The organism is Sagittula sp. (assembly GCF_052825245.1).
Window position 1 is genome coordinate 39,352 of record NZ_JBRBWD010000045.1, and the last position, 23,669, is coordinate 63,020.

Sequence of the window (23,669 nt, forward strand, 5' to 3'; positions counted from 1 at the left end):
CGGACGCAGGCGCACCTGCCGAGAGGATCACGATGGCGAACGTCGGAAACTACCTGAAGAAGCACAGCGAAGCCTTGGTGAAGGACGTCGGGATCGAGACGGCCTGTGCGCTGTCAGGCAAGTCGAAGGCGACGCTGGGCCGGTATTATTCCGATCATGTCGAACATGCGGACCGCTTCATGCCGGTGGACGTTGTCGCCGCGCTGGAAGAGAAGGCCTCCTACCCGCATGTCACCGCCGCGCTGGCAGAGCTGAAGGGCATAACGCTGCACTTCGACGAGGACCGCCGCAACACGCGGTCGCCGGGTGGGATGAATTCCGACGTGATCGCCCTGTCGCAACGGTTCGCCATGCTGATGGCCGAATATCACACGTCAATGGTCGACGGAGACATCTCCGTCAACGAAGCCAAGCGGATGCTGAAGGAAACCCTGGAGATCCAGAAGGTGCTGATCGACATCAAGATGCACCTCGAGGACGAGACAGCCCGCTAGGCCAGCCGTCCCCAGAGGTCGTATTCCCCGGCCTCGTCGACCTCGACGGTCACGATCTGACCCGGCTGCAATGCCTCCGCGCCTTCGTCGATAAACAGGTTGCCGTCGATCTCCGGCGCGTCCGCCTTGGTCCGGCAGGTGGCGATGCCGTCCTCGTCCACGTCGTCGACGATGACATCCATGCGTCGACCGACCTTCGCGGCCAGCTTGGCCTCCGAGATCGCCTGCGCTTTTTCCATGAAGCGCGCCCAGCGTTCGGCCTTCACCTCGTCCGGGACGTGATCCGGCAGCGTGTTGGAGCGCGCACCGGCGACGTTCTCGTACTGGAAGCAGCCCACGCGGTCGAGTTGCGCCTCGTCCATCCAGTCCAGAAGGTGCTGGAACTCCGCCTCCGTCTCTCCGGGGTAACCCACGATGAAGGTGGAGCGGAGCGCGATGTCAGGGCAATCCGACCGCCACGCAGCGATCTCGTCCAGCGTACGCTCGGCGGCGGCGGGCCGGGCCATGCGGCGCAGGGTGTCCGGGTGACTGTGCTGGAACGGAATGTCGAGGTAGGGCAGCACCTTGCCCTCTGCCATCAGCGGGATCACCTGCCGCACGTGCGGGTAGGGATAGACGTAATGCAGCCGCACCCACGCGCCCAGCTCGCCCAGGTCGCGGGCCAGGTCGACGAAGGGGAACTTTGCGTCGCGGTCCTTCCAGTCCGTTCCGTAGGCGGATGTGTCCTGGCTGATGACCAGCAGTTCCTTCACACCGGCCTCAACCAGCTTTTCCGCCTCGCGCAGGACGGCGCGGGCGGGACGGCTTTGCAGTCGGCCGCGCATGTCGGGAATAATGCAGAACCGGCACTTGTGATTGCAGCCTTCGGAGATCTTCAGATAGCTGTAATGCCTCGGCGTCAGGGACACGCCGCTGGCCGGCAGAAGATCGATGAAGGGATCGGGCGACGGCGGCACCGCGCCATGCACGGCGTCCAGCACCTGCTCGTACTGATGCGGTCCGGTGACCGCCAGAACCTTCGGATGCGCGCCGGTGATGTACTCCGGTTCCGCGCCAAGGCAGCCGGTCACGATGACCCGCCCGTTTTCAGCCAATGCCTCGCCGATGGCGTCGAGGCTTTCGGCCTTGGCGCTGTCAAGGAAACCGCAGGTGTTCACGATCACCGCATCGGCGCCGGCGTAGTCTGAAGAGATGCCGTAGCCCTCGGCGCGCAGGCGCGTCAGGATGCGCTCGCTGTCCACCAGCGCCTTCGGACAGCCGAGGGAGACCATGCCGATGGTCGGCTGGCCGGCGCGGACGGTGTCGGTGATGCGGGCGCGCGCAAGGTCAGGGCGGAGATCGGGGGGATTCTGCATGGGCCGCCTATACTGCACCCTTAGCCGCCGGTGAAGCCCCGGTCGTCACGCCCCCGGACACAAACGGCGATGGCGGGCGCCTTCCCGCCAGTCCGCCGTTGCGTTGGGATCAGCGGCGCCGGTCGCGGCGCGCGCTCATCGGCTGGAAGGCGACGCCGACATGGGCCTCGCAGTAGGGCTTGCCCTGCTGGACCGGCAGCCCGCAGAACCAGAAGTCCTCCGTGGCGGGATCGCCGACGGGCCACTTGCAGGTCCGTTCGGTCAATTCCATCAGGGTCAGCTTCTTCGCCTTCTTTTCCACTTCGTTGACTTTCGCCAGCGCCTCGGGGCTGATCTCGTTCGTCGAAGGCTGCGGCGGAAGAGGCTGGCCCGCCGGAATGATCTGCTTGCGCGCCGGGGACTGCGGGGCTGGTGCTGCCGCGGCGGCCGGTGCGGGCGCGGGTTCTGCCGGTTTGGCTTCGGGGGCCGCGGCGGGCTTCGGTGCCGGTTTCGGCTTGGCGGCCTGCGGCTTGACTTCCGGTTTTGCCTCTGCCGGGGCGGGCGCGCTGCCGGCCCGGTTCGACAGCCCGAGGCGATGCACCTTCCCGATCACCGCGTTGCGGGTCACGCCGCCCAGCTCCTTTGCGATCTGGCTGGCCGACTGACCCTCCGACCACATCTTCTTGAGCATTTCCACGCGTTCATCTGTCCACGACATCGGAGCTTCCTATTGAAAAAGCGGCCGCGCTTGTCCGGGCCGCCTGACGGTCTATTCGTTGAGACGATATTCTAATCATCACGCCCAAAGTTACAAGGCGGTGCGATTCTCCTGGGCCTCTGCCCGCCGGTCAGCGCAGCACGTCGGCCACGTTTCCCCTCACTGAAAGCGGCTGCGTCACCTGCCGCTGACTGCCCTCCCCGTCGAAGCGCGGCAGATCGAGGATGAAGCGCGCGCCCTCCCCCGGCACGGAGGTGCAGCCCAGATGGCCGCCGTGGCGCGCGGCGATGCGGCTGCACGTCGCCAGCCCCAGCCCGCTGCCCGGGAACTCATCTTCTGCATGGAGCCGCGCGAAGGGTTCGAAGATGCGCGTCCGGTGCTCCTCCGCGATGCCTATGCCGTTGTCCGCCACCTCGATCCGCCAGCCGAAGGTTGTCGTCGTGCCGGCGATCTCGACCCGGGGTCGCGCGGCGCGGTTGAACTTGACCCCGTTCGCGACGAGGTTCTGAAGCAATTGCAGGAGCAGGACCGGATCGGCCTGGACGCGGGGAGGCTCGCCGACGAGGATGAGTTCTGCCTCCCGCTCCCTCAGGTCCGCGCGCAGCGCCTGCGCCAGCTCCGCCACGAGGTCGGCGAGGTTGACGGGTCGTTGCCGCGGCTCGCTCTCTGCCTTGCAGAGCCCGTAAAGCGACATGATCAGCCGCTCCATTCTCAACGCGCCGCCCCGGATGAATTCCAGGACCTCGGCATGGTTCTGCCGTTGCGCCTGCGGCAGATCCTCGATCAGCATCTCGATACCGCCGCCAACCGAGCGCAGCGGCGCGCGAAGGTCGTGAACAAGGACATGCGCGAAGGTTCGCAGGCTGTATTGCTGGTCTTCGATCCTGCGCGCCATGTCCGTCCGCTGGACGGCATTCGCCACGGCGCGGGCCAGCCCCCCTGTCGTGATCTTCGTCAGCACGCAGTAGTCCTGCGCCCCCCGTTTCATCACGTCGACCGCTACCCCTTCGTCCACGAGGGCGGCGATATAAATCACCGCCGTCAACGGGCGCGTACCCGCGATCTGGCTGACCAGTTCCGGCCAGTGCGGATCGTCGCTGTCGGGGACGAGGATCACGCAATCGACGCGGGGCAATTCGCCGATCCGCTGCAGGCAGGCGGGGCCGTCGGTGGCGAATTCCAGATCCGGCGTCGGTGCCCCTTCTTTCAGCATTCCGGCCACCTGAGACCGTCGGGCGTCGGTCCTGCCGACGACAAGGATCCGCGTCATGGCCGCGGGCCATGCGGCAGCCTGACCAATACATGACCGATGCGTTGGCGGTGCGCGGCGCAAGGCATGGGCCAGTGGATCCTCCCTCACTTGGTACGAAAGCCGGTACAATCGGACCGGCACATGGACGCCGGGCCGTCCAACCAGGGACGGTGTCGCGAAACCGCGCCAGGTCGCCTTCGACTTTTGTAGCCAGAGGACGATTACCAAATGGTTATCCGCGGCCCTCCGGCATACCGGCCTCGCTTTCCGCTTGGCGGTTCGGCCCTGCGTGGTGCAATGATGTGCGCATGAAACCGCGTCACCGGAAAAGCATGCAGTACCAGCCTCCCCCGCACCGGGGCTGAACCCGTCGTCTGCCCTTTCATTCCGGAGAAAACACGTGACCCGTCCCAATATCGTCGTGATCATGGCCGATCAGCTTGCGCCGCATTTCCTTGGCGCCTACGGCCACAGGTCGGCAAAGACGCCGAACATCGACGCCCTCGCCGCGCGCGGCATGCGTTTCGACGCGGCCTACTGCAACTCGCCGCTCTGCGCGCCGTCGCGCTTTGCCTTCATGTCCGGCCAGCTCATCAGCAGGATCGCGGCCTTCGACAACGCCTGCGAATTCCGCGCCTCCGTGCCGACCTTTGCGCACTACCTGAAGGCGCTGGGATACCGCACCTGCCTGTCCGGCAAGATGCACTTCGTCGGCCCCGACCAGAAGCATGGTTTCCAGGACCGCGTGACCACGGACATCTATCCGGCCGATTTCGCCTGGACGCCCGACTGGGAGGCCGCGGACGAGCGCATCGACAAGTGGTATCACAACATGCAGACGGTCAAGGAAAGCGGCGTCGCCGTCGCCACCTACCAGACCGACTACGACGACGAGGTGGAATTCGCCGCCCGACGCTGGCTGATCGACCGCGGACGGGACCGGGCCGCCGGGGACAAGTCGCCCTTCTGCTTGGTCGCCAGCTTCATCCACCCGCACGACCCCTACGTCGCGAAACCGGAATGGTGGGACCTGTACTCCGACGACGAGGTCGACATGCCGGAATATCCGCTGTCACCGGAGGAGCAGGACCCCGGGTCGCGCCGCGTGATGGACGGGATCGAGGCGAGCTACATCCCCCTCACCGACGAAGAGGTCCACCGCGCGCGCCGCGCCTATCTGGCCAACGTCAGCTATTTCGACAGCAAGGTCGGCGCGCTGGTGAAGACGCTGGAGGACATCGGCGAACTGGACAACACGCTGCTGATCGTCACCGCCGACCATGGCGACATGCTGGGCGAGCGCGGATTGTGGTTCAAGATGAACTTCTTCGAGCACTCGGCCCGCATCCCGATGATCATGACGGGGCCGGGCGTGGCGCAAGGCACCGCTGCAAATGCCTGTTCGCTGATCGACCTGCTGCCGACCTTCATCGAGGCGGGCGGCGGGGACATGTCGATGCTGGGCGAACCCGTCGATGGGCGGTCGCTGATGCCGCTGGCACGCGGCGAAAGCGATCCGGTCGACCTCGTGATCGGCGAATACTGTGCCGAGATGACGCCGTGGCCGGTGTTCATGATCCGGCGCGGGCCACTGAAATACATCCACTGCGATCCCGATCCTGCGCAGCTTTACGACCTGTCGAAGGACCCGTTGGAGAAGGTGAACGTCGCGACCGACCCGGCCTATGCCGACGCGGCAGCCGCCTTTGCCGCAGAGGTCGCCGAGCGCTGGGACAGTGCCACGCTGCGGGAAAACGTGATGCGCACCCAGAGGTCCAGGCGCGCCCTGCACGCCGCGATGGAGGCCGGGGCGGGCGAGCACTGGGACTACAACCCGCCGCGCGATGCCACGCAGGAATACGTGCGCAATCACATGGACTGGGCCGTCGCCAACAACCGCTACCGTTTCCCGCCACTCTGAGGCGGAGCGTGGGCAGGTCTGCCGCCCGGCGCGGCGGGCCTGCCGTACAGCCTATGCGCCGCCCGGGTAGTGTGCGGGCGCCGTTGTGACCTGCGGATACGCAATGGTCATGGAGTCCTCTTCGAAGGCGTCGAAGCTCTTGGACCATTGCCTGCCGGGCCAGAAGATCTCGACCCGCCCTGTCCGGGGTCTGTAGGCAGCGGTGTAGAGCGTGCCAAACCCCCGGTCGAAGGCCAGCGAATAGAGCGGTGGCCGCAGGAAGGCGCGGATGAACTTGTCTTCCGGCTCCGGATGCAGCGTCAGGCGTTGCAGCAGATAGCGTTCGCGCTCGACCGTCGCGGTCAGCCGCGCGTGGCTGCGCCACTCGACACGTTCCTGGTGGTTGGTGGCGACCGCTGCATGGGTGATCTGAGGGGCGCGGTCCGGTGCCAGATAAGCCGTCGCGAACCGCCGCTTCGCATCCAGGACGGTTACGTTGTAGCTCATGTGGCTGGGCACCCGGGCGAGCACGTCGATCGCTTCGGGGACCGTGGTGCAGGTCTGCAGGATGTAGCGCAGCAGAAGCGGCACCCCGAAGCCCACACCGGCCTCGCGCCGCCCGCCGAAGGTCAGCGACACCGCAAGCCCGTCCTCGTTCATGCCGTCGACCAGCCCGAACAGCCCGTCGGACATGCCGATCACGCGGCGCCCCTGCCAGCGTGTCCGCAACAGCACGGCATCGACCGCATGCGGATTGTAGTCGTAGTTGCGAACCATCAAGGGTTTGTCGCCCGGCCAGATCGCCTGACTGCAGCCCGTCAGGTAGCGCGGCGGACAATAGAAACTGAGAAACCGCGCGTCACGGTCGCCACCGCCGGCCAGCTCGACCAGTTGCTCGTAGAGCGGCACGATCTCCGGCATGTGGGTCCGCATGGCGTTCAGACCTTCCATGTAGGTCGGACGCACGGCCACGCCTTCGCGCGCCCACCAAGTCAGGTAGGCGTTGCGGTATTCCGAGAAAAGCCCGGACCATTTCGGCCCGGGCTCATCTTCATGGATGGCGCGGAAAAGCATTTCCTGGAAACCTTACATGATCTTGAAGGCCGGATCCTCGAACGCCTGAGCCGAGGGCAGAGCCCGTGCCTTGTAGCTGGCCTTGATGCCGTCAATCCAGCGCTTGGACTTGTCGGTCAATTGGAAACCCTGCGTCATGGACCGGCCACGGGTGACGAGGATGCCCAGATCGGCGCCTTCGTAACGGTAGTCGCCGACGTTGGAGATGCGGAGGAAGAAAGCCTCGTTCTCGGTCTCCACGGCGCGGCGGTGATAGTCGAACCGGTCGAATTCCACCGTGCCGTCCTCTTTCATTCGGTAGATGCCGGACTGCGGCGCCTCGGTGATGATGTCGACGCTGTCCTCGGTGTGCTTGATGACCATCTGGCTCCATGAGTCGATCATGTCGGGATCGGCCCAGCGGGCGTTCAGTTCATCCACATCGAGTTGGAACGGCTTCTTCGAGAATTCGAGCAGGTGGAACAGGAAGAGCGGCGCGTCGGCATGGGCAAACGCGGCGTGGTTCGTCATCGACGACGCGCCGGTGATGCGCGGGTTCAGCTCGCCCAGCCAGATGTCGTCGTTCTTCTTGTCGATGAGGAAGTCCAGCTCGAAGTACCCCCGGTAACCTTCCTTGCGAAGCTGTTCGCCGAACTGGAAGGTAAGCGCACGCGCCTTCTGACGCTGCTTGGGACTGAACGCGGTGGAGAAGATCTCGTTCCCACACCAGCCCCCACGATATGGTGTCAGCTCCTTGAAACCCACGAGTTCGGTCATCAGCGGGCCGACGATGGTGCCCTGCGAGGTCGCGCACGCCTCGATCGCCGAACCTCGGCAATCGATGCGCTTCATGATCTTGATCTCGCCCTCGCCGACGATGTCGTGCTCGTACTTGCGGAAATCGGCCTCGGACTTGATGAAGAAGGTGGTGTGCCCGCTGTCACCGAAGGCAGACTGCAGCACGAGGTCGTCGCCCAGCCCGGCCTTCTTGCAGATCTCCTGCAAATGCGCGTAGTCCTTCACCTCCGACAGGGTGTTGGGCACAGAGGGCACGTCCGCCTTGTTGCCGACGCGGACGGTCTCGATCTTGTTGTCCATCGCCGTGCGCAGCTTTGCCTTGGGGAACCAGACCTCGCCGCCCAGGTCCTTGGCCAGCTTCTCCGTCTTTTCGTCGAACATCAGGAAGACGAACTTCGGCTTGCCGCCGCGCGACTTCACCAGGTCGACCACTTCCTTATGCTGGAGGAGGTAGTTGTTGATGTCCTCGATGGACTGGAATTCGTCGTGCGGCATCTCGGAGGGCACGAAGACGTTCGGATGCCGACCGTCGAAGCAGTCCATGTAGCAGATGTACTTGAAATTCTTCACCCATTCGTCGAGCCCGAGCAGGTTGAAGTTTGTCGCGGACACGAAATAGATCGGATCCTTGTTGGTGTGGAAATACCGGCGGATCTCCGAAATGTTCTTGAGCGTTTTCTTGGTCATCTGGTTCACCTCCCTCAGGATTTCTTGGTCAGCACGTCGTCGAGCGCGGCCTTCGTAAACACGCGCAGGCCGAGATCGGCCCGGTATCCGTGGATTTCGCTGACATCGAGCGCGCGCATGAATTTCAGGATTTCAGGACTGATCACCTGCCCCGGCACGAGGATCGGAAAGCCCGGCGGATAGGGGATGATGAAACTCGTCGACACGAGCTCTTCGCCGCTGTCGAGCCGCTCCATCAATGTATCGTCCAGCGCGAGATAGTCGCAGTTGTCCTCGTCGTAGGCCAAGAAGTAGGCCGTCCGGATATCGCCCTCGGGCGTGTCGCCGTCGGCGCGGAAGGCATCGTGGAACCGGCTGAAATCGGGCAGCGGCGGGACGTGTTCCACCAGTGCGGCGACGCGGTTCTCGAACGACCTCCGCTCCATCTTGGAGGCGTCGTCCAGCAGTTCGTCCAGCTCGTTGGCAATCTCGACCAGAACCTCGATCAGGTAGGCGACCGAAGACCGCGTCGTGCCGATGTTCGTCATGAACAGCACGGAGTTGCGCGAGGTCTTGTTGATCTGGATCCCGTACTTGTCCATCAGGATCTTGGTCTTGAAGGTGTCGCCGTCCCAGCCGGTGCCGCCCACCGCCAGCGTGATCCGCGTGGGATCGAGGACAAATTCGTCCTCTGCCCACATCGCCCACTTGTCGGTCCAACCCTGCTGCGGGTCGTAGTAATGCGTCGACTCGCTGGCCCGGTACGTCTCTGGCACCACATCGGCGATGGTCAGAACCTTGAAGTATTTTCCCAGCAGGGGATGGGTCGATACCGCGCGCCGGATCGACATGGCGCTTTCGACCTGCCGCTGCACGAATTCGAATCCTTCCAGCTCCACCTGCCTTCGCCCCACGTCGAGCGACGCGATGATCTGGTAGTTGGGAGAGGTCGAGGTGTGCGTCATGAAGGCTTCGTGGAAGGCCTGCTCGACCTCGCCCTTGAAGTCCTGATCGTTGACGTGGATCATCGATCCCTGCCGCAGCGCGGTCAGCGTCTTGTGCGTCGATTGCGTCGCGTAGACGCGGACGCGCGCATCCGGCGGCGGGACAAGCCGTGTGTTCAGCCACTCTTCCTCGCCGGCATCGGCCAGCTTGGCCTGCTGCGCTTCCCAGGCGGCGGCGGTCTCCGGCTCCTTCAGCTTCTGGCGCAGGGTGTTGGCGGTCGCCATGGCGGTGCGCTGGCGGTAGGTCGGCTCGAACCGGGCGAAACCGAACCACGCCTCGTCCCAGAGGAAGACGAGGTCCTTCTTGATGGCGAGGCATTCCTCCATGACCCGCTGCACGTTGTACACGAGGCCGTCGAAGGTGCAGTTCGTCAGGGTGATCATGCGCACGCGGTCGAGCTTGCCCGCGGCCTTGAGCTTCAGCAGGTGATGCTTGATCTCGGTCAGCGGCACCGCCCCGTACATCGAATACTGGTGCAGCGGATAGCTGTCCATGTAGACGACGTTCGCCCCGGCCAGCACCATGCCGTAGTGGTGCGACTTGTGGCAGTCGCGGTCCACCAGCACGATGTCCCCCGGCCTGACCACCGCCTGCGTGACGATCTTGTTGCAGGTCGAGGTGCCGTTGGTGGCAAAATACGTGTGCTTGGCGCCGAACGCCCGCGCCGCCATGTCCTGCGCTTCCTTGATCGGCCCGCGCGGCTCCAGCAGGCTGTCGAGACCGCCGGAGGTTGCTGAGGTTTCCGCAAGGAAGATGTTGGGGCCATAGAAAGCGCCCATGTCCTGGATCCAGTGCGAGCGGCTGATCGACTTGCCCCGGCTGATCGGCATGGCGTGGAAGACGCCGGTCGGTTGCTTGGAATACTCCTTCAGCGCGGTGAAGAACGGCGTCTTGTAGCGCCGGTTCACGCCGCGCAGGATGTTCAGGTGCAATTCGAGGAAGTCTTCCTGATTGTAGAAGACCCGCCGGCAGATACCGAGGTCGAGGCCGGCAACGTCCTCCGCCGAGCGGTCGGTGATCAGGTAGGCGTCCAGCTCCGGACGGACCCGCGCGATCAGGCGGCAGGCTTCGGGGCCGTATTCGTGAGGCTGGATAGCCTCGACGTCTTCCGGATCGCCTACGCGCTTCAGGTAACGCGACAGGATCGGCAGGTCGTTGCGCGACTTAAGGGTCAATCCGGGCCGCACCACCACCGCCTGGACGTTGTGATTGAACAGGATGCCGATCAGCGCGTCCTCGATGGAGGGCACCACGACGGGTTCGTAGATGAAGGGGTCTTCGGACCGGCGCATCCGCAACAGGCTGTGGCGTAGGAAACGCTCCTGCTGTTCGCTGACGTCGTCGACGATCAACACCTCGAAATAGGGACGCCCCAGCGCGCGCGCCTCTGGCGAAAGGGCCGCCTCGTCCTCGTAGTCCTCGTTGTCGAGCTCGTCCGACGACAAGGGCACCGTGCGGCGGCGGTAGGCCCCGGAGGCGAGGGCCCGCGCCACCCGGCGCACCGCCGTCAGTAACTCATCGTAGTTGGCGTGGTTCAGCAGCCTGCGCAGATGCGCAAAGCTGCTGGCCCCGGGAAAGGCCCAGTAGGCCTCGATCACTTCGAGCGAGTCGAAGAGGTGCTCGGCGGTCTGGAGCAGTTTCTTGCCCTTGCGCCCCTCCGAGCCTTCGCGCGACAACCCCTCGGCGGCTTCCCTCAGCGCGCTCCACCTGTCGGATCGAAGCTGGGTCGCGCTGTAGTATTCGTTGATCGACGGAAGCGATCTGTCGCCGGGTTGAGAGTTCATCGCAAGCTCCTCTTCTTACGCGTCCGCTGCGTCCACGGCGTCTCCGGATCACTCCGATCCGGTCTTGCCGTGGAACACCGAGATGTTCTGGGGCGGTATGTCAGGGCGCTCGGAGTGTCCGAGAGCCGTGCGGGGATCCGATGTCCTCAGGCCCCGCGTGGCGCCCTGCCGGGGCATCTCCAGCGGGCCGAGCGTGTTGAGGTAGGCGTCGGCACCGCTGGCGCGGTCGTAGACCGTGAAGTCGGCCTCGCGGTCGCGGAAGCTCTTCAGCACCTGCCCCAGCCCCTTCAGGCCGGTCTCGCGCTGGCGGCGGACCTGCTCCAGGTCGACTTCGATCGGGAACATATCCTCCTGCCCTGCCGACTGGTGCAGCACGGTGGCCGACGGGTCGACGACAAGCGAACGCCCCACACCGCCCGCGGCCAGCCCGTTCACGTCGAAGACGTAACACTGGAACTGCGCAGCGGTTGCGCGGGCGATGGCCAGCTCCGCGTCGCGGTCCGTTGTGCCGGTCAGCACGGGGTGCAGCAGCACCTCAACGCCCTGGCTGGTCAGCTGGCGGGTGGTTTCGGGGAACCAGATGTCATAGCAGATCGACAGACCGAAGCGGCCCACTTCGGGCACATCGAAGACACAGAAGTTGGTCCCGGCAGAGATGCCCGCCTCATACGGGCGGAACGGGAACATCTTCGAATACTTGGCCACGATGTCGCCGTCGGGGTTGATGACCACCGAGGTATTGAAGATGCGACCGTCCTCCGTGCGCTCGAACATGGAGCCGGGGATCAGCCAGATCCCGTAGCGGCGGGCATCGTCCTGGAACTGCTGCAGGGCGTCGTTGGGGAAAGGCAGGGCGAAACGATCCAGGGGACCGTAGGGCGCCAGCTCGGAAAACAGGACCATCTGCGTCCAGGGAAAGCGGGCCATCAGAACTTCGATCCTGTGGCGCATGCCTTCTACGTTGGAATGCAGGGCCGCAACGTGCATCTGCACGCCCGCGATGGCGAAGGGTGTCATAGACGGACAATCTCCAATTGGTGTGGCCGACCGCACCCCCCGGAGCGGACAGGCCTTTGTGTATGGCGCAGAGGTGCGCCCTTGGGTTCAGCGCACCACCAGCACCGGCTGCTTCGCGTGACGCACCACCTTGTCGGCGTTGGACCCCACAAGGAAGGTCATCAGCTCGTCCGGCGGATGGGACGCCATGACGATCAGGTCCGCGCCCACTTCCCTGGCGGCGGACAGGATGTGTTCGGGCACATGCCCGTGGCCCACGTGGGCCACGGCGTTGCTCCCGGCAGGCATTTTGCTGGCGATGAAGGCGTCGAGATCCGACTTCATCTTCTGCAAGGCCTTGGTTTCGAAGTCCTCGGGCAGGAAGGCCGCGACCGAGGCCGCGCCGAGATCGTGGACAATGCCGAGAATGTGGATCGTCCCGGTCCCGCCGGCCAGCTTCTGCGCCATCGGCAGCGCCTTTTCCCATGAAGACGGGTGGTTCAGGTCGATCGGCAGGAGGATGTTGTCGAACATGGCCAGTCTCCTTCAGGCGTGCGCCATTTGCGGTTCGGCGCGGCGACGGCGCTGCAACCAGACCACCAGCGCCAGGACAAGCAGCGCAGGCAGGTAAATCAGGTACTTCGACGGCTGCGACTGCGGCGCGAGCACCTCGACGATTTCCTGATCCCAGTCGAGACCGACCTGCTGCGCGGGGCTGTCGAAGGCGACGTTGTCGATGATGACGCTGCCGTCTCGGTCGATGGTCTCGATCCCCGTGGCCATCAGCCTGTCGGCTCCGGTTTCGCCTTCGGGCACCGTCAGCGGCGCGGTGAAAGTCACCGGATCGCCCACGGCATTCAGGCCGTTCACGGTCAGCCGCATCTCTGTTCCCGGCTGCGCGTCGCCGAGTGCCTGCTCGAACCTTGCGGGTTCGACCTGGGCGAATGGCGGTGCCACCATGTCCATCCAGAACCCGGGCCGGAAGAACGTGAAGGCGATGAGCAGAAGCAGCACCGACTCCCAGATCTTGTTCCGCGCCAGGAACCAGCCCTGCGTGGCCGCCGCGAACAGCAGCATGGCTACGGTCGCCGTGATGAACACGAATATCCCGTGTATCCAGTCCACGTCGATCAGCAACAGGTCGGTGTTAAAGATGAACAGGAACGGCAAGGCCGCGGTCCTGAGCGAGTAGAAGAACGCCACAACGCCGGTCCGGATCGGGTCGCCGCCCGACACCGCCGCCGCCGCGAAGGAGGCAAGCCCCACCGGCGGCGTCACGTCGGCCATGATGCCGAAGTAGAATACGAAGAGGTGCACGGCGATCAGCGGCACGATCAGGCCGTTCTGCTGGCCTAGCGTGACGATGACCGGGGCCAGCAGTGCCGACACGACGATGTAGTTCGCCGTGGTCGGCAGGCCCATCCCGAGGATCAGCGACAGGATCGCGGTCAGGAACAGGATGGCCAGGATATTGCCGCCCGACAGCACCTCGACCACATCGGCCAGCGCGGACCCAACGCCGGTCTGGCTGACGGCGCCCACGATGATACCGGCGGTCGCCGTGGCGATGCCGATGCCGATCATGTTGCGCGCGCCGGCCTCGAGACCTTCGATCAGTTCACGGAACCCGTTGCGCATCGCGCCGCCCAGATTACCTTCGCCGCGGAAGATCGCTTCGAGCGGACGCTGGGTGATGAGGATGAATACCATGAAGGCCGCCGCCCAGAAGGCCGAGAGGCCGGGCGACAGGCGATCCACCATAAGCGCCCAGACAAGGACCACGACTGGCAGGAGGAAGTGCAGACCTGCGCGGATGGTCGGCCCCGGCACCGGCAGTTTCGTGACGGGCGCGTTGGGGTCTTCCATCTTCAGCCGGTTCTCGCGGCAGGCCACTTTCAGCAGGCCGATGTAGACCGCAACCAGCAGGGCAAAGACGATGTACCCGGCGGAGGCACCAAATGCCGGACGGATCCAGCCCATGCCGTAGTAGACCGCGAAGCTGAGCGCGCAGATGACGGCGATGGTAAAGGCGAGGCTCATCAGCCAGGCGACAAGCGGCTTCGGTTCCACCGCGCGGGGCAGGCCCTGCATGTTCGCCTTCATCGCCTCGAGGTGCACGATGTAGACCAGTGCGATGTAGGAGATGACCGCCGGCACGAAGGCGTGCTTGACCACGTCGAAGTAGGGAATGCCCACGTATTCGACCATCAGGAAGGCCGCGGCGCCCATGACGGGCGGCATGATCTGACCGTTGACGGAGGACGCCACCTCGACCGCGCCTGCCTTTTCGGAGGAGAAGCCCACACGCTTCATCAGCGGGATGGTGAAGGTGCCGGTGGTGACCACGTTGGCGATGGAGGAACCCGAGATCAGGCCTGTCATGGCAGAGGAGACCACGGCCGCTTTGGCCGGTCCGCCGCGCATGTGACCCATCAGCGAGAACGCCACCTGGATGAAGTAATTGCCGGCGCCCGCCTTATCCAGCAGCGAGCCGAACAGCACGAAGAGGAAGACGAAGGAGGTCGAGACCCCCAGCGCGATGCCGAAAACGCCCTCGGTGGTGATCCACTGGTGGTTCACGACTTCCGAAAGGTTGTTGCCCTTGTGCGCGATGATGCTCGGCATGATCGGTCCGAGGAACGTGTAGGCGAGGAAGACCGTCGCCACGATCATCAGGGCTGGGCCAAGCGCGCGGCGCGTCGCTTCGAGCAGAATGATGATGCCGATGACCGCCATGACGAAATCCGGCGTGATCGGCGCGCCTACCCGCTGGGCGATGGCATCATAGGCGAAGTAAAGATACAGGGACGTGACGGCGCCAAGCACGGCCAGCACCCATTCCCATGGCGGCACGCGGTTCTTGGGCGATCCCAGGAGAACGGCGGCGATCATGCCGATGCCGACCAGCGGGATCCACCAGATCGCCGTGTCGTCCTTTGCACCGTACATGAAAAGGAACGTCAGCAGCGCCGGAACACCAACGCCGAGGATAAGCTGAACCGTTGACCGCGCCGCCGGGTAGGCGAGGAAGGCAAGGAACAGTGCGAAGGCAAGGTGGAACGACCGGGCTTCGGTGTCGTTGAACACGCCGAACCGCAGCATGAAGGGCAGCGGGCTGGCGATCCAGAGCTGGAACAGAGACCAGACGATCGCGGTCCAGGTGATCAGCTTGCTGATCGCGGGCGATGGTGACCTGCCGCCGGTGTCCGAGGAGGCGACCAGTTCGTCGATTTCCGCCTGGGTCAATCCGCTTTTTCCGGCGGCTGCGTTTTCCACGGCGGCCGCTTCGAATTGGTTGTCTCTGTCAGTCATGTCCGTCCCCCGGTTGCCGCTGTTTGTTCAGCGCCGGCCCATCGTTCGTGGGCTCGGGGCACCCCCGCGTTTTGCGGAGGTGCCGGTCTTTTGACTCAGGTTCTTGGGATCACTCGATCCAGCCGCGTTCGCGGTAGTACTTCTCTGCGCCCGGGTGCAGCGGTGCGCTGAGACCGGCAGAGATCATCTCTTCTTCCTGAAGGGTGGAGAATGCCGGGTGAAGACCCTTGAAGCGGTCGAAGTTGTCGAACACCGCCTTCACGACTTCGTAGACCACATCGTCCGGAACGTCCGAGGAGGTCACGAAGGTCGCCTTCACGCCGAAGGTTTCCACGTCATCGGGGTTGCCCGCGTACATGCCGCCCGGGATCACCGCCTTGGCGTAATACGGGTTTTCGGACACCAGCTTGTCGATGGCTTCGCCGGTCACCGGCACGAGCTTCGCATCGACGGTGGAGGTCGCTTCCTGGATCGAACCGTTCGGGTGGCCGACGGTGTAGATGATGGCATCCACCTTGTTGTCACCCAGAGCCGCCGACTGCTCGGCCGGCTTCAGCTCGGATGCGAGCGCGAAGTCTGCATCGGACTTGCCCATCGCGTTCAGCACGACATCCATGGTGGCGCGCTGGCCGGAACCGGGGTTGCCGACGTTCACGCGCTTGCCGAACAGTTCGTCGAAGGACGACACACCGCTGTCGGCACGTGCCACGACGGTGAAGGGTTCGCTGTGAACGGAGAACACGGCGCGTTCCTTGTCGAACTGCTTGCCCTCGAATTCCGACGTGCCGTTGTACGCGTGGTACTGCCAGTCGGACTGGGCCACGCCCATGTCCATGTCGCCCGCAGCAATCGCGTTGATGTTCGCGATGGAGCCGCCGGTGGACGGCGCTGTGCACTTGATGCCGGTTTCGGCCGTATTACGGTTGACCAGACGACAGATCGACTGACCCACGACATAGTACACGCCGGTCTGACCGCCGGTGCCGATGGTGATGAAGCGTTCCTCCGCCGTCGCGACGGTGCCCATCATCGCAATCGCGGCACCCAAAGTGGCGAATTTAAATGATTTCATCATTTTCTCCCTGTTTTATGGGTCGCACCCGAGTTGGTGCGTGCGACCCTGTTGATACGGAAAAGGCTAGCAGCCTTTCGCCGCATGACAACCCAAAGTCGAAACCGACATTCGATATCCCGAAAACGACATCGCGTGTCGCTGATCGGATCAGAAAGTCGGCGGAGTGCAAGCGCTGATCACCACGCAGGGCGCATCGCTGATATTGCGGAACCGATGCGGGAGCTGGCTGCTGAAAAGATAGCCGTCACCCGGGTTGAGCACCCGGACCTGGTCGGCGACCGTGACCTCGATCAGGCCGGACACGACGATCCCGGCCTCTTCTCCTTCGTGGCGCAGCAGTTCCGGGCCGGTGTCCGATCCGGCGGGGTAGGTTTCATGCAGAACCTGGAGCGAGTGGCGCGAGGCATCGCCGAGTTGCCGCAGCGAAACCCGGGCAGCGCCGATACCCAGCCCGACGTCCTGAGGGGACAGTTCAATGTATTCGTCCGGGGCGTAGAAGTACTTCGGCGTCTTGCGCTGTTCGACGACCGAGAAGAACTCGGACAGGTTCATCGGTATGGCATCGAGCAGCCGCTTGAGCGAAGCGACGGAGGGGCTGGACTTGTTCTGCTCGATCAGGGAGATCGCGCTGCTGGTCAGACCGGCGCGCCCAGCCAGATCACGCTGGGACATCCCGCGCGATTCGCGCACCTCCCGAAGTCTTCCGCCGATGTCCAAGCGATGAATCTCCTTTGCCACTGTGTCAATTTTATTAAGCGATGGGATTGCCAAACGGTCAACCGAATTTTTGAAGCAAACGAATTCAATCGGTTGCAGCCACTATAAACTGAACGGCGAATGCAACTTCTAATTCTGTTGACAAATAAAGTGGCCAAGCATCAAGTATACTGATTGCATCGAGCGCAGGGAGACCCGCCATGACCACTGCAACTGAACCGCGCAAGGGCCGCTCCCGCAGCGCGGCCAAATCGTCCGGTAGCACGGCAAAGACACGCACCCGAACCGCAACTGAGAAGGCCAAATCCGCGCCTTCCGTCACCGCCCAGACATCCTCCGCCTCGAACGCGGCCTTGCTCGCGCGTCGCGAGGCAGCCGTCGCGCGCGGCGTGGCATCCGCCGCTCCGGTCTTTGCCGACCGTGCCGAGAACGCGGAGCTCTGGGACGTAGAAGGCAACCGGTTCATCGACTTCGCGGGTGGCATCGCCGTCCTGAACACCGGCCACCGTCACCCCGACGTGATCGCCGCGGCGAAGGCACAGGAAGACCGCTTCACCCACACCTCGTTCCAGGTCGTGCCCTATGAGCCCTACGTGGCGCTGGCCGAAAAGCTGAACGCGCTGGCGCCGGGCGATTTCCCGAAGAAGTCGCTGCTGGTCACCACCGGTGCCGAGGCGGTCGAGAACGCGGTCAAGATCGCCCGTGCCGCCACCGGCCGCCCGGGCGTCATCGCCTTCACCGCGGGCTACCATGGACGCACCCTGCTGACGCTTGGCCTGACCGGCAAGGTTTCGCCTTACAAGCGTGACGTCGGCCCCTTCCCGACCGACCTCTACCGCGTTCCGTTCCCGAGCCAGCGTGACAACATAACCGTCGCCGATTCGATCCGCGCGCTGGAAACGCTCTTCCTCACCGACGCTCAGCCGGATCGCGTCGCCGCGATCATCCTCGAGCCGGTGCTGGGCGAAGGCGGCTATCACCCCGTCCCGGCCGAACTGTTCCAGGCCCTGCGCGCTATTTGTGACCGCGAAGGCATCCTGCTGATTTCGGATGAGATCCAGGCAGGCTTCGGCCGGACCGGCACTTGGTTCGCGGTGGAGCATTCCGGCGTGGCGCCTGACCTTATCACTGTCGCGAAGAGCATGGCAGGCGGCTACCCGATCGCCGGTGTCATTGGCCGCGCCGATGTCATGGATGCCATGGCCCCCGGCGGTCTCGGCGGCACCTATGGTGGCAACCCGGTGGCATGTGCCGCGGCACTTGCCGCCATCGAGGCCATCGAGTCCGAGGGGCTTCTGGCCCGGTCGACCGCCATGGGAGAGGCCATGCGCGCGCGCTTTGCCGACATGGGTGCACGTGTTGCGCCCTACCGGATGTGGGACATCCGCGGCATCGGCGCCATGCTGGCGGTCGAATTCGTGACCGATTTCGAAACCGCCACCCCGGATGCGGCTCTGACAAAGGCGGTCGTGGCCCACGCCCTGAAGCGGGGCCTGATCCTTCTGGCCTGCGGCATGCACGGCAACGCAGTCCGCATCATGGTGCCGCTGACCGCGTCCGACGCGATCATCGACGAAGGCATGGCGATCTTCGAAGCGGCGCTTGCCGCGGCGATGGCCGATCAAGCCGCCGCACATTCAGCCTGAACCTGCTGAAACACAAAAGCCGGGGCGTTATAGCCCCGGCTTGATTCTTCGGGCCATCACAGGTCACGCTGGGTCAGGCCACAATCGCCGTCCAGCCACCTGGGAGCCCGCAATGTCACACATCTTTCCGCGCCACACCCGGCAAAGCCCGCCCGTCGCCGTAAAGGGCGAAGGCTGCTACCTGATCGACGCAAGCGGGAAGCGGTATCTCGACGGCTCTGGCGGCGCAGCAGTGTCCTGTCTGGGTCACAGCGACCGGACGGTGATCGACGCGATCAAGGCTCAGGTCGACGAACTTGCCTTTGCCCACACCGGGTTCTTCACCTCTGCCCCCGCCGAAGCTCTGGCTGATCTGCTGATCGCCCATGCACCAGAGGGCATTGACCGGGTCTACCTCGTGTCGGGTGGCTCCGAGGCCACCGAGGCCGCGATCAAACTGGCCCGCCAGTATTGGGTCGAAAAGGGTGAGCCTCAACGCAGCAAGCTAATCGCACGCAAGCAAAGCTATCACGGCAACACCATCGGGGCTCTCAGCGCGGGTGGCAACGAATGGCGTCGTGCTCAGTTCGGGCCGCTCCTGCTGGACGTGAGCCACATAGACCCATGCTACGAATATCGCTACCGGCACGATGGGGAGAGCCTCGAGGACTACGGCCTGCGCGCGGCCCAGGCATTGGAAGACGAGATCCTGAGGTTGGGACCGGAGACCGTCATGGCTTTCATGGCTGAACCGGTGGTTGGCGCAACCGCCGGTGCCCTGGCACCCGCGCCCGGCTATTTCAGGAAAATACGCGAAATCTGCGACCGCTACGGGGTTCTCCTGATCCTTGATGAAGTGATGTGCGGAATGGGTCGCACCGGGTCGTTGTTCGCCTGCGAACAGGACGGGATCGCCCCGGACATCCTCTGTATCGCGAAGGGGCTTGGAGCGGGTTACCAACCTATCGGCGCGATGCTGTGCTCTGCCGAGATCTATGGCGCCATCGAGGCAGGCTGCGGCTTCTTTCAGCATGGTCACACTTACATCGGCCATCCGACCGCCGCCGCCGCCGGCCATGCGGTACTTACGGCGTTGTTGGAGCGTGATCTGATCCCGCGCGTGCAGGAGCAAGGCCGCAAACTGGAAGCCTCCCTTGTCGATCGCTTCGGCCAGCATCCGCACGTCGGCGACCTACGCGGGCGCGGTCTGTTCCGGGGCATTGAGCTGGTCGCGGACCGGCCCACCAAGGCCCCGTTCGAGCCCGCAAAAGGCGTCGCAGGCAAGATCAAGAAAGCCGCATTCGAGGCCGGACTTATTTGCTACCCGATGTCGGGTACGATTGACGGGCGGAACGGCGATCACATTCTCTTGGCCCCCCCCTTCATCATCGAAGACGATCAGTTGCAGGAACTGGCCGACAAGCTGGCCGTTGCAATGGATGCGGTGATCTGAACGCGTGGGACGGTAGGGCGCTGGCTTTCATTGCGGCCTGCGGCCACCGAATTGACCTAGAGCACCAGTTGTACAGATCGTGTGTGCCGTTGCAGTAACCGCGTCGCGAGATAATCTTGCGCGGATAGCCACTGGTTTCGGTATACGGGGCAGCACAAAGAACAAAAGCCTCCCGAAGGAGGCTTTCATAGATGTTCTGGCATTGTGAATTTGGTTGCGGGGGTAGGATTTGAACCTACGACCTTCAGGTTATGAGCCTGACGAGCTACCGGGCTGCTCCACCCCGCGCCAATGCGGGGTAACTATCCAGCTTTGCGGCGGGTTGCAAGGGGGTGAAGCGACCTTTGTAACCGTTATTTAAAATCGACAGAAAATTAGCGTCAAAAAGCGATAACGCCAAATTTTCCTGCCCTGAGGAAGAGCAGATTAATCTTTTATTACCGGAGGCTTACGCCCCCTCCGTCGCCTGCATCACAGCGCCGTCGGCCACATGGCACGCAGCGTGATCAGATCGGCCCGCCCTCTTCGCTGACGCCTGCTCAACGGCATTTCTTCTGCGCGACGCAATCATGGCTTGGAGATGCACGTTTTGCGTGCTTAAACTTCTTGAAATTTTTACGGAGATTGCGTTGAGCCATTCGCTTCAGACCTTGCTGGAAGGGATTTACGCCTCTGTGCTCGAAGCACGGCGCTTCGTGAACCTCCAGCATCTCCAGCTCTTCCAGTCCTATTTCGAGACAAAGATCGTCAAGGATCCCGCCACGGGAGAGGAGGTCGAAGTCTATGTGCCCCGGTTGCTGGCAATGGCGACCAGCCGGGGTGTCGGGGCAGACGAACGCTACGACATCATCGAGGCCCCGGCGATCACGCTTGTGCCCATGTCGACGCTGAATATCGACACGCTGGAGATCGAGTTCGAAGCGAAGCTTGCCAGTTTCGAAATCAAGCCGCGCGAGGACGACACCGAAAAAGAGGCGCCGGAAGAGAACATAGAGGACAAGCCGGAAGAGCCTGAACAGGCCGAAGCGGAGGAGGAGGACACCTTCACGGTCATCCGCCGCACGATCGACGATCTCTTCGATACTGCCAGCGAAATCACCGTGATGACCAAGGGCGACAGCTTTGAATCCAGCGCATCGCCCGCCAAGGTGAAGGTCACCTTCAAGATGACCAACCCGCCGGAAGGCGTCGAACTCATTCAGGAACAACTGCTCGATTATTTAAGATCATCATCATAAGGGGGACACCCATGGCGAAGGCACCTGCAACCAATGGCGACGGCAATGGCTCGGGCGGAGGCGGCGGCACCGAAATCGGCAACGAGCTGAGCGGGGTTCCCTTGGAATATCTCATCGGTGCGCCGCTGGCCGCCGCGATCAAGGCGCAGAAGCAGCTGGGCCACGAGATGATCAATTTCATCAATATGCTGGCCTATGGCAAGGAAGGCGCCACAGGCAATGCCGGCAACAAGACGGTGATGACCCTGCCGCTGGAGCTGGAGCGCCCGGTGACCGAAGCGGACGGGTCGATTTCGACCCACAAGGTCACCGTGGCGCCGCCGGTGCTGGGGCTGGTGCCGATCCCGTCCCTGCTGATCGAGTCGGTGGATATTAATTTCACCATGGAAATCAATTCGGTGACCGGGTCTAAGGAAAACCTGGACACGGAAACCAATGTGAATGCGAAAGCCGAGGCAAACGGGCTGTTCTACAGCGGCAGCCTCGAGGTCAGCGGCAAGGTGGCGACCCAGCGCGAGAATACGCGCTCGACGGACAAGTCGGCGAAATACGACATCACAGTTCATGCCAGTCAGCAGCCGCCGACGGAAGGCATGGCACGGTTGATGGATCTGCTGGCGAGTGCGGTCGAACCGATCAGCACGACCAGAACCTGACCTCCGGTGCGCTATGCCTCCCAAGCGAAAGGCTGATGATCGCCCCAGGTTCTCACCTACACAGCTCGCTACCTTTTTTCCCGACTCTGGCGCCTGTAGCGAGTTTGTCGAAGGTCGCGGCAGCGCGCGATTGAAAGACATCGCGCACAATCAAACTGACGTCAGGACAATCGTCACCCGCGTCGACAACATGGCCTTTCAAGTTTCGACAAAAAAGGTGCGTGTAAGCATAAGCGGGGAAAGCGCAGAGATTACTCATGCAGAATTTGTCAGCCTTTACAAAAAATGCACCAAATTTCTCGGGAAGAAGGCGGATGGAGCCCATACTGTCTGGAAAGACACTTCAGATAGCTGGAAAGAAATCTATCTTCTAAAAGACCGGAAGTTGAACTTTTACAAGTCGGGCGGGAAAGGCACCCAGAGTAAGTTGGTCTCTGATACGATGCCGTGCCATGATTGCGGTCTAATTTTGCCGATCACCATGATTCAATCGGATCACCACCATCCGAAATCCGGTGGAAAATCGCGGGCGATGACCAAGGTGTTGCGCGCTTTGGGGAATGGAATTTGCAAAGGATCGCCGACGGGACAAAAAGGGCAGTTCGCCCGTGACCAACCGCCGGGGATTCCTCCGACTGTCGCACCCCACAATCATCGTGGCAGATCCGTCACACGCGACTATGGGAAGTTCGAACTGGAGTTGAAAGGCAAGCTCTTGCTGACCCTGATACTGGAATACATGGACAAGGCCGACCCTGGGCGCAAATCAGAGAACTTCCCAGACTATTGCTCAAATTCCTTTATGAACATTGTACCGAAATGTCCCAACTGCAACGGAAACAAGAGCAACACCTATAAGCAGATCCGCTGAGTTTGGAAGCCGTCTCCCCCTATTCGGAAGCTTGGTCTGCTTTTTGAACGCAAAAAGCGCCCTATGGGCGCTTTTGTTGGGTTCTGGTTTTCATCGTAAGAGAGATAGTTTGGTATTTACTAGGTTTGGCGGTGACCTACTCTCCCACGACTTGAGTCGCAGTACCATTGGCGCAACGGCACTTAACGGCCGGGTTCGGAATGGGACCGGGTGTTTTGCTCGCGCTATGACCACCAAACCGAGGAAATACCAAATCGCTACGCGATTTGGTATTTGCGGGAGGCAGCGTTTCGTCGCAGACGATAACGCGTTCCCGCACCTATCCATTCCAGGCGCAGCGATCAAATCACGTTGTCCAGGTCACACTTTATTGGTGTGTATGCTTCTGACCAGTTTTCAGAGAGGCGTGAGCCTGTCTGTTACTGGATCAAATCAAGCCTATCGGGCCATTAGTACCGGTCAACTGAACATGTTACCATGCTTACATCTCCGGCCTATCGACGTGGTGGTCTACCACGGCCCTCAGGGATACCTTGTTTTGAGGGGGGCTTCCCGCTTAGATGCCTTCAGCGGTTATCCTGTCCGATCATAGCTACCCAGCACTGCCGTTGGCACGACAACTGGTCCACCAGTGGATCGTTCACCCCGGTCCTCTCGTACTAGGGGCAACTCCTCTCAAGTATCCTACACCCACGGCAGATAGGGACCGAACTGTCTCACGA

Annotated in this window: 18 protein-coding genes, 1 tRNA gene and 2 rRNA genes; 7 read left to right on the forward strand and 14 right to left on the reverse strand. The window is 62.9% G+C overall.

Features of this window, described 5'->3' with window-relative positions:
- The first annotated feature begins 32 nt into the window (after window positions 1–32).
- Window positions 33–494: a hypothetical protein gene (locus ACU0DV_RS19740; RefSeq protein WP_100928356.1), complete on the forward strand. Its 462-nt coding sequence runs from the start codon at window positions 33–35 to the stop codon at window positions 492–494.
- Here the strand turns inward: ACU0DV_RS19740 and rimO are convergent.
- From rimO to ACU0DV_RS19755, 3 genes are all read right to left on the reverse strand, one after another.
- Window positions 491–1,849, reverse strand: a complete 1,359-nt coding sequence (gene rimO / locus ACU0DV_RS19745; protein WP_446241785.1) for a 30S ribosomal protein S12 methylthiotransferase RimO — start codon at window positions 1,847–1,849, stop codon at window positions 491–493. The two genes, ACU0DV_RS19740 and rimO, sit on opposite strands and share 4 nt — an antisense overlap.
- Window positions 1,850–1,958: 109 nt before the next feature.
- Window positions 1,959–2,546 (reverse strand): GcrA family cell cycle regulator, encoded by a 588-nt coding sequence (locus ACU0DV_RS19750; protein WP_100928358.1) that lies wholly within the window; start codon window positions 2,544–2,546, stop codon window positions 1,959–1,961.
- 130 nt (window positions 2,547–2,676) lie between these two features.
- Window positions 2,677–3,759: an ATP-binding protein gene (locus ACU0DV_RS19755; protein ID WP_446241786.1), complete on the reverse strand. Its 1,083-nt coding sequence runs from the start codon at window positions 3,757–3,759 to the stop codon at window positions 2,677–2,679.
- Window positions 3,760–4,198: 439 nt separating this feature from the next.
- Here ACU0DV_RS19755 and betC point away from each other — a divergent pair, with 439 nt between their 5' ends.
- The gene (gene betC, locus ACU0DV_RS19760; protein WP_446241787.1) at window positions 4,199–5,719 is read left to right on the forward strand and encodes a choline-sulfatase; all 1,521 of its coding nucleotides are present in this window, start codon (window positions 4,199–4,201) and stop codon (window positions 5,717–5,719) included.
- Between the two features lie 51 nt (window positions 5,720–5,770).
- Here the strand turns inward: betC and ACU0DV_RS19765 are convergent, their stop codons facing one another.
- The 8 genes from ACU0DV_RS19765 to ACU0DV_RS19800 form a co-directional block, all read right to left on the reverse strand.
- Complete coding sequence (locus tag ACU0DV_RS19765) at window positions 5,771–6,772, reverse strand: C45 family autoproteolytic acyltransferase/hydolase (RefSeq protein ID WP_283981896.1); 1,002 nt, start codon at window positions 6,770–6,772, stop codon at window positions 5,771–5,773.
- A 12-nt stretch (window positions 6,773–6,784) separates the two neighbouring features.
- Window positions 6,785–8,236: a biotin carboxylase gene (locus ACU0DV_RS19770; RefSeq protein ID WP_446241788.1), complete on the reverse strand. Its 1,452-nt coding sequence runs from the start codon at window positions 8,234–8,236 to the stop codon at window positions 6,785–6,787.
- 14 nt (window positions 8,237–8,250) lie between these two features.
- Entirely contained in the window at window positions 8,251–11,004 is a 2,754-nt protein-coding gene (locus ACU0DV_RS19775; protein WP_370312305.1) for an aminotransferase class I/II-fold pyridoxal phosphate-dependent enzyme, read from the reverse strand.
- A gap of 48 nt (window positions 11,005–11,052) precedes the next feature.
- Window positions 11,053–12,021 carry a carbon-nitrogen hydrolase family protein gene (locus ACU0DV_RS19780; protein WP_100928364.1) on the reverse strand — a complete coding sequence of 323 codons (969 nt, stop codon included), beginning with the start codon at window positions 12,019–12,021 and terminating at the stop codon, window positions 11,053–11,055.
- A gap of 87 nt (window positions 12,022–12,108) precedes the next feature.
- On the reverse strand, window positions 12,109–12,534 hold the full coding sequence (locus ACU0DV_RS19785; RefSeq protein WP_100928365.1) for a universal stress protein: 426 nt from the start codon (window positions 12,532–12,534) through the stop codon (window positions 12,109–12,111).
- A gap of 12 nt (window positions 12,535–12,546) precedes the next feature.
- Window positions 12,547–15,312: a TRAP transporter permease gene (locus tag ACU0DV_RS19790; RefSeq protein WP_446241789.1), complete on the reverse strand. Its 2,766-nt coding sequence runs from the start codon at window positions 15,310–15,312 to the stop codon at window positions 12,547–12,549.
- Window positions 15,313–15,421: 109 nt separating this feature from the next.
- Window positions 15,422–16,384, reverse strand: a complete 963-nt coding sequence (locus ACU0DV_RS19795) for a TAXI family TRAP transporter solute-binding subunit (RefSeq protein ID WP_100930885.1) — start codon at window positions 16,382–16,384, stop codon at window positions 15,422–15,424.
- 150 nt (window positions 16,385–16,534) lie between these two features.
- Complete coding sequence (locus ACU0DV_RS19800) at window positions 16,535–17,104, reverse strand: cupin domain-containing protein (protein ID WP_100928367.1); 570 nt, start codon at window positions 17,102–17,104, stop codon at window positions 16,535–16,537.
- A 200-nt stretch (window positions 17,105–17,304) separates the two neighbouring features.
- Between ACU0DV_RS19800 and gabT the strand changes: the two genes are divergently transcribed.
- Entirely contained in the window at window positions 17,305–18,750 is a 1,446-nt protein-coding gene (gene gabT / locus ACU0DV_RS19805; protein ID WP_446241790.1) for a 4-aminobutyrate--2-oxoglutarate transaminase, read from the forward strand.
- A gap of 112 nt (window positions 18,751–18,862) precedes the next feature.
- The gene (locus tag ACU0DV_RS19810) at window positions 18,863–20,182 is read left to right on the forward strand and encodes an aspartate aminotransferase family protein (protein ID WP_446241791.1); all 1,320 of its coding nucleotides are present in this window, start codon (window positions 18,863–18,865) and stop codon (window positions 20,180–20,182) included.
- 211 nt (window positions 20,183–20,393) lie between these two features.
- Here ACU0DV_RS19810 and ACU0DV_RS19815 read toward each other — a convergent pair.
- Window positions 20,394–20,470 (reverse strand) — tRNA-Met (locus tag ACU0DV_RS19815).
- A 341-nt stretch (window positions 20,471–20,811) separates the two neighbouring features.
- On the opposite strand from ACU0DV_RS19815, the gene ACU0DV_RS19820 reads away from it, so the two are divergent.
- The 3 genes from ACU0DV_RS19820 (at window position 20,812) to ACU0DV_RS19830 (ending at window position 22,947) form a co-directional block, all read left to right on the forward strand.
- Entirely contained in the window at window positions 20,812–21,420 is a 609-nt protein-coding gene (locus ACU0DV_RS19820) for a DUF2589 domain-containing protein (protein ID WP_446273567.1), read from the forward strand.
- A gap of 11 nt (window positions 21,421–21,431) precedes the next feature.
- A complete protein-coding gene (locus tag ACU0DV_RS19825) occupies window positions 21,432–22,076 on the forward strand; it encodes a DUF2589 domain-containing protein (protein WP_446273568.1) in 645 nt (214 codons plus the stop codon).
- Window positions 22,077–22,206: 130 nt separating this feature from the next.
- Window positions 22,207–22,947, forward strand: a complete 741-nt coding sequence (locus tag ACU0DV_RS19830; protein WP_446273569.1) for a hypothetical protein — start codon at window positions 22,207–22,209, stop codon at window positions 22,945–22,947.
- A gap of 123 nt (window positions 22,948–23,070) precedes the next feature.
- Here the strand turns inward: ACU0DV_RS19830 and rrf are convergent.
- Together rrf and ACU0DV_RS19840 are read right to left on the reverse strand one after the other, a co-directional pair.
- Window positions 23,071–23,185, reverse strand: a 5S ribosomal RNA gene (gene rrf / locus ACU0DV_RS19835).
- A gap of 190 nt (window positions 23,186–23,375) precedes the next feature.
- Window positions 23,376–23,669 (reverse strand): 23S ribosomal RNA (locus tag ACU0DV_RS19840); the annotation flags it as partial.

What these genes read in the sequence shown, in the direction of transcription:
- ACU0DV_RS19740 (WP_100928356.1), top strand. Translation starts at nt 33, where the DNA reads ATGGCGAACGTCGGAAACTACCTGAAGAAGCACAGCGAAGCCTTGGTG.
- rimO (WP_446241785.1), bottom strand. Translation starts at nt 1,849, where the DNA reads ATGCAGAATCCCCCCGATCTCCGCCCTGACCTTGCGCGCGCCCGCATC.
- ACU0DV_RS19750 (WP_100928358.1), bottom strand. Translation starts at nt 2,546, where the DNA reads ATGTCGTGGACAGATGAACGCGTGGAAATGCTCAAGAAGATGTGGTCG.
- ACU0DV_RS19755 (WP_446241786.1), bottom strand. Translation starts at nt 3,759, where the DNA reads ATGCTGAAAGAAGGGGCACCGACGCCGGATCTGGAATTCGCCACCGAC.
- ACU0DV_RS19765 (WP_283981896.1), bottom strand. Translation starts at nt 6,772, where the DNA reads ATGCTTTTCCGCGCCATCCATGAAGATGAGCCCGGGCCGAAATGGTCC.
- ACU0DV_RS19770 (WP_446241788.1), bottom strand. Translation starts at nt 8,236, where the DNA reads ATGACCAAGAAAACGCTCAAGAACATTTCGGAGATCCGCCGGTATTTC.
- ACU0DV_RS19775 (WP_370312305.1), bottom strand. Translation starts at nt 11,004, where the DNA reads ATGAACTCTCAACCCGGCGACAGATCGCTTCCGTCGATCAACGAATAC.
- ACU0DV_RS19780 (WP_100928364.1), bottom strand. Translation starts at nt 12,021, where the DNA reads ATGACACCCTTCGCCATCGCGGGCGTGCAGATGCACGTTGCGGCCCTG.
- ACU0DV_RS19785 (WP_100928365.1), bottom strand. Translation starts at nt 12,534, where the DNA reads ATGTTCGACAACATCCTCCTGCCGATCGACCTGAACCACCCGTCTTCA.
- ACU0DV_RS19790 (WP_446241789.1), bottom strand. Translation starts at nt 15,312, where the DNA reads ATGACTGACAGAGACAACCAATTCGAAGCGGCCGCCGTGGAAAACGCA.
- ACU0DV_RS19795 (WP_100930885.1), bottom strand. Translation starts at nt 16,384, where the DNA reads ATGAAATCATTTAAATTCGCCACTTTGGGTGCCGCGATTGCGATGATG.
- gabT (WP_446241790.1), top strand. Translation starts at nt 17,305, where the DNA reads ATGACCACTGCAACTGAACCGCGCAAGGGCCGCTCCCGCAGCGCGGCC.
- ACU0DV_RS19810 (WP_446241791.1), top strand. Translation starts at nt 18,863, where the DNA reads ATGTCACACATCTTTCCGCGCCACACCCGGCAAAGCCCGCCCGTCGCC.
- ACU0DV_RS19825 (WP_446273568.1), top strand. Translation starts at nt 21,432, where the DNA reads ATGGCGAAGGCACCTGCAACCAATGGCGACGGCAATGGCTCGGGCGGA.